The following is an 8,493-nucleotide window of genomic DNA, read 5'->3' on the forward strand; positions in this document are numbered from 1 at the left end:
CGTTTTAAAAAATAGTATACTGATACTAATTAAAAATTAGGAAGTAAATGTGTAAGAATCACAATAAAAAATGCTCTTCCATCGTGGAGGAGCATTTCTTTTATCAACAAAAATCAAATAGCAAACTAGCCTCAGTTTAACTGTGAGATTATAGGTAGATAGGCTGTATCAGCAATATCTGTCTGTCAAATTTAGTGACAAAGACAGTAGAAGAAAGATGAAGAAATAAATCAGCTTCAGTAGGTATCTGGAAAATTTGATTTTATAGAGAAGCCTTTTGTTACAAACTCAATATACTATCAATAAATAATATTATAGAAGCAACAATAATTATAATTTCACCTATCTGCATAATCCTATTTCGAACTCTAAATATATGTTCTATCAAAAATACTTGGATCACACACATTATAGGAATTAACGTTTTTGAAATTGAAAAATATCCAAATAAATAAACTATAAACAACAAAAATAGAACTATAGTATATTTCTTATTCAAAACATTCCTCCCTATATTTTTTGATTGCCAATCGTAATCATTTACAACTACATTATGACAAACTATGAAAGCGATTTGTCAAATGAAATTTATCAAGCAAGCGACCAACTAGCTCATCTTTTTTCTATTTCTGCCAATATGCGTGACAGGTAGTAATGATAGCCAAAAATAGCAAGAGCAAGCAAGAGGATAAGAACTCCTACTCCCAAGCTGATGGCAAGGATAGGGGAGAGAGACCGAACCAAGAATAAGCTCCCTATTACAAGGGCCATTAAGATAACACTATAAACCAAAATCAAAACAATTGCTACTATACGATTTGAACGGTTCACCAAGTCCGTAATGCTACTCCAATTGGTTGACAGATTTTTCACGTCCTTAAGGTAATGGTGGCAAGAAAGGATGACACTGGCAAGGATCCAGACTACAAGAAGGTAAATCATCGAAAGGATGGGCAAGCCTAGATATAGAGAAAGTCCAAGTAAAGTCAGAACTGGTAAAAAGGACTGGACAGCAAATATAATCCAAAATTTCACTTTCACATAACGATCAAAGTCAAAGGGTAAACTCTTCAGAAAATCAACATTTTCCCTCTCCAAGGACAAGGCAATTGAATGCAGGCTGGTGATATTGTTATTGACAACTGCTATAAAGATAGCTATAAAAAACAAGGGTAACCAGTATGAAGGATGAATGTCTGGAACTATCTGAGAATCTCGAATTTTGGAAATCAGACCGATCATCATGAGATAGGGAAGGAAAGCACTTGTAAAAAGCACTGTAATCACGCCAGTTCCCTGTCCCAAGAGGGTGAGGTGGTAGCGTAAAACCATACGGAAAAAGCCCTTTTTATTAGTAGTTGAAATTCTCTCCTTATTGCGACGTTCTTTCTTGACCTTCTCCTCACTATTAAGCAGGATAACGTCATAAAAATGAGGAAAAACCTTCTTTTTGGTCAGGTAAAGCAAGAAAACAGTTAAAGCTATCCAAGCGAGTAGACCCAGTATGGCTTCTGTCGAAAAAGGCTCCACTGCTATTTTGTAAAAGATATGAAGAGGATAAAGTAGAAATGGAATGTCTCTAACTTTGTCAACAATACTTCCAAAAGTCGACTGTAGAAAGAGGACAAATATTAAAGGTATGAGAACTCCTATTCCAATCATCACATTCGAAAAAATAGACTGATACTTTCTGAAAACCGTAGTCTGAGCCAAGAAATGTACTGCCACTACCATCACTAAAGTAACAGAGACAAATAACAAGGCCAAGGACAGCAGCATCAAAGGCAAGCCCAGCCAAAGAGAAGGAGCTAGCCTAATATAGAGGACTAGAAAATAAGCTAGGATTGGTACAATTCCAGCTAGAGCTGGCAAGAGAACAGACAGTCCTTTAGCAATTATAATCTCTGATTCTTTAAAGGCATAGGGCCTATACGATGCCAAGTCCTTACTCTCATAAAAGACATTGTAAAATGCAGTGAAAGAAGTTGAAAAGGCAAGCACCAGTAAAATAGCAACCATGGTACTAAAAAAACTTGGCCTTTCCTCAAAAGGAAAACGAAAGGCTATATTTATAAACATGATGAGCATCAAGAGACTGGAAAAAATGTAAGAACTTAGGACTCTAGCGGAAACATTTACTTTTTTCCCAGGATTCTTAGCTTGCTTCTTTCTTAGGTTAGCCAGATTAGCTTCTTGAGATGAATAGAGGATATTGATATCAACTAATTTTTTAATGACCTTGAGACGCATCTGAAACCTCCTCTTTTCTACCAGCAAGGCTAAGGTAGATACTTTCCAAAGACTGGTCTGGGTGGTCTTTTCTCAAGTCCTCTACCTTACCACAATAAATCAAATGCCCCTTTTTCAAAATGGCAATCCGATCACAGACTTGCTCTGCCACCTCTAGGACATGGGTTGAAAACAAGACCGTCTTACCTTTTTGTGCATGTTCCTTCATCATTTGCTTCAAATCAAAGGCAGCCTGGGGATCCAAACCAGTCAAGGGTTCGTCCAAGACCCAAATATAGGGATCGGACAAGAGTGCTCCGATGACAAAGACTTTCTGACGCATTCCGTGAGAAAGGGTTTCAATAACTTGATAGCGGTTTTCAGCAAAATCAAAAACACTCAATAGCCTAGCTAAACTAGCTTCCAAGTCAGAGCTAGTCAGATCATAGGATGAGGCAATCAATTCCCAAAATTCATTGGCTGTTAAGCGTAAAAATAAGTCAGGCGAGTCTGCTACGTAGCCAATCTTTCGTTTAATAGCCAAGCGATTTTCCGATAACTCCTGACCATCTACTAAAATACGACCACTGCTGGGTGAAATGATACTGACTAGGGATTTTATAGTGGTCGATTTTCCAGCCCCATTATGGCCAATCAAGCCCATAATCTCCCCATTTTCAATCTGCAAATTGAGATTGCTCAAAGCCTCTTTATCACCATACAACTTACTAACATTTTGAAATTCAATCATGGGATGACTCCTATCTTTATCTATATTACATACCATTATACTAGCACTTTGATACAAAAAAATCAACACTTTATTTTAAGTAGTTAAAATAGATTTCTTCTATCTTACGCAAACGTTTGAGCTAACCAATACTTTATGATAGAATAAAGAACAAGATTGACAAGTAAGAGGAAACATCATGCAAAATCAAACACTTATGCAATACTTTGAATGGTATCTGCCCCACGACGGTCAGCACTGGACGCGTCTGGCTGAAGATGCTCAACACCTAGCTGATCTGGGAATCAGCCACGTCTGGATGCCACCAGCTTTTAAGGCGACCAATGAAAAAGATGTAGGTTATGGGGTCTATGACTTATTTGACTTAGGAGAGTTCAACCAAAAAGGGACTGTCCGCACCAAGTATGGTTTCAAAGAAGACTATCTTCAAGCCATTCAAGCCCTAAAAGCTCAGGGAATTCAACCTATGGCCGATGTGGTTCTCAATCACAAGGCTGCAGCCGATCACATGGAAGCCTTTCAGGTTATCGAAGTTGATCCAGTAGACCGTACAGTTGAACTTGGAGAACCCTTCACCATCAATGGCTGGACTAACTTTACCTTCGATGGACGCCAAGATACCTACAATGACTTCCACTGGCACTGGTACCACTTCACAGGTACAGACTACGATGCCAAACGCCGTAAGTCTGGGATTTATCTCATCCAAGGGGACAACAAGGGATGGGCTAACGAGGAATTGGTCGATAATGAAAACGGTAACTATGACTACCTCATGTATGCCGACCTAGACTTTAAACATCCTGAAGTCATCCAAAATATCTATGACTGGGCTGACTGGTTCATGGAAACTACTGGTGTAGCTGGTTTCCGCTTGGATGCCGTTAAACACATTGACTCTTTCTTCATGCGCAATTTTATCCGAGATATGAAGGAAAAATACGGTGAGGATTTCTATGTTTTTGGTGAATTCTGGAATCCTGACAAGGAAGCCAATCTAGACTACCTTGAAAAAACGGAAGAACGCTTCGACCTTGTTGATGTTCGTCTCCACCAGAATCTCTTTGAAGCTAGCCGAGCAGGTTCCAACTATGACCTTCGTGGCATTTTCACAGATAGCTTGGTTGAACTCAAGCCTAACAAGGCTGTGACTTTTGTCGACAACCACGATACACAACGAGGTCAGGCTCTTGAGTCTACCGTTGAAGAATGGTTCAAACCAGCAGCCTATGCCCTCATTCTGTTACGCCAAAATGGCCTTCCATGTGTCTTTTACGGAGACTACTATGGGATTTCAGGACAATATTCTCAACAAGATTTCAAAGAAGTCCTTGACCGCCTCTTAGCCATCCGAAAAGATTTGGCCTATGGAGAACAAAATGACTACTTTGATGACCCTAACTGTATCGGTTGGGTACGTTCAGGTGCTGAACATCAATCCCCAATCGCAGTCCTTATCTCAAATGACCAAGAAAACAGCAAGTCAATGTTTGTCGGCCAAGAATGGGCTAACCAAACCTTCGTTGACTTACTTGGAAACCACCAAAGTCAAGTTACAATCGATGAGGAAGGTTATGGACAATTCCCAGTCTCAGCTAGATCCGTAAGTGTCTGGGCAGCCAATACAATCTAATAGTTCATAATATTCAAGCCAGATCCAATCAGATTTGGCTTTTTTGTATTCACAAAAAGACCTACCCAAATGGATAGATCTTTGTTTGTTTACAATTTACCTGCTACTGCATCCAACAATTCTTGAATTTTAGCTTGGTTGCTTCCTCCTGCCATGGCCATGTCTGGTTTACCACCACCACGTCCATCGACGATTGGTGCTAATTCTTTGACAAGGTTTCCTGCATGAAGGTCTTTTGTCTTGCTTGCTACAAGGACATTGACTTTGTCACCGATAGCGGCAACTAGGACAAGAAGATCAGAGTAGTCTTTTTGTTTCCAGTTATCTGCAAAGGTACGAAGGGCACCAGCATCTGATACAGACACTTGACTCGCAATGTAACGGTGACCGTTGACTTCCTTCACATCCTTGAAGATGTCACCTGCAGCTGCAGCTGCGGCTTTTTCTTTCAACTCAGCATTTTCTTTTTGAAGTTGACGAAGTTGTTCTTGAAGTCCTTCTACCTTGTGAGGTACTTCTTTAAGTTGAGGTGCTTTAAGAGTTGCTGCGACAGCTTTAAGAGCATCTTCTTGTTCGCGGTAGGCTTCAAAGGCTTCCTTACCAGTCACTGCCAAGATACGGCGAGTTCCTGATCCGATCCCTTCTTCTTTGACAATCTTGAAGAGGCCAATTTCAGAAGTGTTGCTAACGTGGGTACCACCACAAAGCTCGATAGAGTAGTCACCGATAGTAACAACACGGACTTCCTTACCGTATTTCTCACCAAAGAGGGCCATAGCTCCCATTTCTTTAGCAGTGTCAATATCCGTTTCAACTGTCTTCACTTCAAGAGCTTCCCAGATTTTCTCGTTAACTTGCTGTTCAATGGCACGCAATTCTTCTGCAGTTACTGCTTGGAAGTGAGTGAAGTCAAAGCGAAGGAATTCAACTTCGTTAAGAGATCCTGCTTGTGTTGCGTGATTTCCAAGGATATTGTGAAGGGCAGCGTGAAGCAAGTGAGTCGCAGTGTGGTTTTTCATAACACGGTGACGACGATTTGTATCGATTGCCAGCGTATATTCTTGGTTCAAGGCAAGCGGTGCAAGAACTTCAACTGTATGAAGGGCTTGACCATTTGGTGCTTTTTGAACATTTGTCACAGTAGCCACAACCTTACCTGACTCATCCAAGATTTGTCCATGGTCAGCGACCTGTCCACCCATTTCAGCGTAGAATGGCGTTTCCGCAAAGATAAGTGAGGCAGTTCCTTCTGACACAGCTTCTACTTCTTCATTGTCAGCCACGATAGCCACCAATTTAGAAGACAATTGGCTAGCATTGTAGTTGAAGACACTTTCTACAGTGATGTTTTGAAGGGTTTCATTTTGCATGCCCATCGAGCCACCCTTTACAGCTGACGCACGCGCACGTTCTTGCTGTTCTTTCATGGCTGCTTCAAAACCTTCACGGTCTACAGTCATACCAGCTTCTTCAGCTATTTCTTCAGTCAATTCAACTGGGAATCCATAAGTGTCATAAAGTTTGAATACATCTGATCCAGCAATGACAGATTGACCTTTTTCTTTCAAGTCTGCTACGATACCTTGGGCAAAGTGTTGACCCGAGTGAAGAGTACGCGCAAATGATTCTTCTTCGCTCTTAACGATTTTCTCAATAAAGTCACGTTTTTCAAGCACTTCTGGGTAGTAGCTTTCCATGATCTTACCAACAGTTGGAACGAGTTTGTAAAGGAAAGGCTCGTTGATACCCAATTTTTGACCATGCATAGAAGCACGACGAAGGAGACGACGAAGGACATAACCACGACCTTCATTTCCTGGAAGGGCACCATCACCGATGGCAAATGACAAAGAACGAATGTGGTCAGCGATAACCTTAAAGCTCATGTTGTCGCCATCTTGGTCATAAACCTTACCAGACAATTTCTCCACTTCACGAATGATAGGCATGAAGAGGTCTGTTTCAAAGTTTGTCTTAGCCCCTTGGATAACCGCCACCAAACGCTCCAAACCAGCGCCCGTATCAATGTTCTTGTGTGGCAATTCCTTGTACTCGCTACGAGGGACAGCAGGGTCTGCGTTAAATTGTGACAAAACGATGTTCCAGATTTCGATATAACGGTCGTTTTCGATATCTTCTGCAAGGAGACGAAGACCGATATTTTCTGGGTCAAAAGCTTCTCCACGGTCAAAGAAAATCTCTGTATCTGGTCCAGAAGGTCCCGCACCGATTTCCCAGAAGTTATCTTCAATAGGAATCAAGTGACTTGGGTCTACTCCTACTTCAATCCAGCGGTTATAAGAATCTTTATCATCTGGATAGTAGGTCATGTAAAGTTTTTCAGCTGGGAAGTCAAACCATTCAGGGCTGGTCAAAAGCTCATAAGCCCAAGTGATGGCTTCATCACGGAAGTAATCCCCGATAGAGAAGTTCCCCAACATTTCAAACATGGTATGGTGACGTGCAGTCTTCCCTACGTTTTCAATATCGTTGGTACGGATAGCCTTTTGCGCATTGGTAATACGTGGATTTTCAGGAATGATGGTCCCGTCAAAGTATTTCTTAAGGGTTGCTACCCCAGAGTTGATCCACAATAGAGTTGGGTCATTTACAGGAACCAAGCTCACTGATGGTTCTACTGAGTGACCTTTAGTCGCCCAGAAATCAAGCCACATTTGGCGTACTTGTGCACTAGATAGTTGTTTCATATTGTCTCCTTATTTACTTGTTTAATGTGATTGGCTTTCCAGCATTTCCACATAGTCAATCGCGACACAGAGGGAAATGACTAGATCTGCATAAGCGTCCTCCATAACCGTTACGGTATAAGTAGAGGTCAGATGGAAGAGTTCCTTCTTAATTTCCGCAATCAGCTGATCGCGATCATCCAGCAATTTGAAATTCAAATCCCAGATATTGCCCTCGATACGAAGACCCAAATTATCAAACTCATACTTATCTCGCCAAAAGGTCAACTTCTTACGAATGACAAAACTCGAGCCATCCCGAAGCTGAATCTCAAAACGAGGAAGCAAGGTCAAGATTTCTTTACTAATCTGACTGACCTGTTCACCATTAGCATCATAGATGGTAAAGGTTTTAGGAATCTTAAAAAATGATCCCTCCACCTGATAGGTGATTTCTCCTCTGTCATCCTTGATAGCGAAGCGTTCGCCTCCAAGACGAAACTTTTGTTTGACAAGAAATGTTTTCATCAACACCTCCAAAAATCAAAAGACAAGCTCATATCACGAAGGGCGAAAAACCGCGGTACCACCTTCATTCAATGAACTTGTCATTCTCTTATTCTTATGCAATTGTATGATTGAGTAGCATGACTTTCTAGCTTAGATGGCTCGCAGCACCGCCATTTCTCTGGACTAAGACAAGTGAAAATCAATTCTCAACTTTCTTATTATAACGTTTTTTAAAGTTTGCGTCAACTGGAAATCATCTTATGAGATAGACACTCGGGACTTTGACAGTTATGAAGTAAAAAAATCCTCATAAAGGTTGATATAAGAGCATTTTCTTGTCAAATTTTACCACTTTTTATTTGCGTACCTTGTTATAATAGAGTGAGGTATGAAAAGATGAGAGTTAAACAATCAAAGTCAAAAAACACTATCAACTACGCTATTATTAAAGATATCAAGGTTGGAAATAAACGGACTTCTACTATCGTAGAAAACCTAGGCAATCATAACACAATCTTAAAAGAACATCCTGATATGGAACCTCTTGAGTGGGCTCGTTTACGTGCTAAGGAATTAACCGAGAAAGAAAAAGAAGAAAATAAAGATTTCCTCATTACCTTTAGTCAAAACAAACAGTTAAAACAAAATCAATTGAACGAATATCATGGAGGCTATCTCTTCCT

General features: G+C 40.6%; 5 protein-coding genes and 1 pseudogene. 2 read left to right on the plus strand and 4 right to left on the minus strand.

Annotated features, from left to right (window positions below):
* Positions 1-612: 612 nt before the first annotated feature.
* Together SK629_RS05310 and SK629_RS05315 are read right to left on the minus strand one after the other, a co-directional pair.
* A complete protein-coding gene (locus SK629_RS05310) occupies positions 613-2,250 on the minus strand; it encodes a hypothetical protein (protein WP_042900901.1) in 1,638 nt (545 codons plus the stop codon).
* Complete coding sequence (locus tag SK629_RS05315) at positions 2,231-2,980, minus strand: ABC transporter ATP-binding protein (RefSeq protein ID WP_042900902.1); 750 nt, start codon at positions 2,978-2,980, stop codon at positions 2,231-2,233. The genes SK629_RS05310 and SK629_RS05315 overlap by 20 nt, the downstream gene beginning before the upstream one ends.
* Before the next feature lie 178 nt (positions 2,981-3,158).
* Here SK629_RS05315 and SK629_RS05320 point away from each other — a divergent pair, with 178 nt between their 5' ends.
* Entirely contained in the window at positions 3,159-4,613 is a 1,455-nt protein-coding gene (locus tag SK629_RS05320; protein WP_042900903.1) for an alpha-amylase, read from the plus strand.
* A gap of 89 nt (positions 4,614-4,702) precedes the next feature.
* On the opposite strand, the gene alaS is transcribed toward SK629_RS05320, so the two are convergent.
* Both alaS and SK629_RS05330 read right to left on the minus strand, forming a co-directional pair.
* Positions 4,703-7,321 carry an alanine--tRNA ligase gene (gene alaS / locus SK629_RS05325; RefSeq protein ID WP_042900904.1) on the minus strand — a complete coding sequence of 873 codons (2,619 nt, stop codon included), beginning with the start codon at positions 7,319-7,321 and terminating at the stop codon, positions 4,703-4,705.
* A 21-nt stretch (positions 7,322-7,342) separates the two neighbouring features.
* On the minus strand, positions 7,343-7,828 hold the full coding sequence (locus SK629_RS05330) for an LURP-one-related/scramblase family protein (protein WP_042900905.1): 486 nt from the start codon (positions 7,826-7,828) through the stop codon (positions 7,343-7,345).
* Positions 7,829-8,206: 378 nt separating this feature from the next.
* Between SK629_RS05330 and SK629_RS05335 the strand changes: the two are divergent.
* A pseudogene (locus SK629_RS05335) lies at positions 8,207-8,493 on the plus strand (transposase); the annotation flags it as partial.

This window comes from Streptococcus mitis (assembly GCF_000722695.1).
Taxonomy (GTDB): Bacteria; Bacillota; Bacilli; order Lactobacillales; family Streptococcaceae; genus Streptococcus; species Streptococcus mitis_O.

Coding starts and splice junctions, on each gene's coding strand:
- SK629_RS05330 (WP_042900905.1), bottom strand. CDS start 7,828: ATGAAAACATTTCTTGTCAAACAAAAGTTTCGTCTTGGAGGCGAACGC.
- SK629_RS05320 (WP_042900903.1), top strand. CDS start 3,159: ATGCAAAATCAAACACTTATGCAATACTTTGAATGGTATCTGCCCCAC.
- SK629_RS05315 (WP_042900902.1), bottom strand. CDS start 2,980: ATGATTGAATTTCAAAATGTTAGTAAGTTGTATGGTGATAAAGAGGCT.
- SK629_RS05310 (WP_042900901.1), bottom strand. CDS start 2,250: ATGCGTCTCAAGGTCATTAAAAAATTAGTTGATATCAATATCCTCTAT.
- alaS (WP_042900904.1), bottom strand. CDS start 7,321: ATGAAACAACTATCTAGTGCACAAGTACGCCAAATGTGGCTTGATTTC.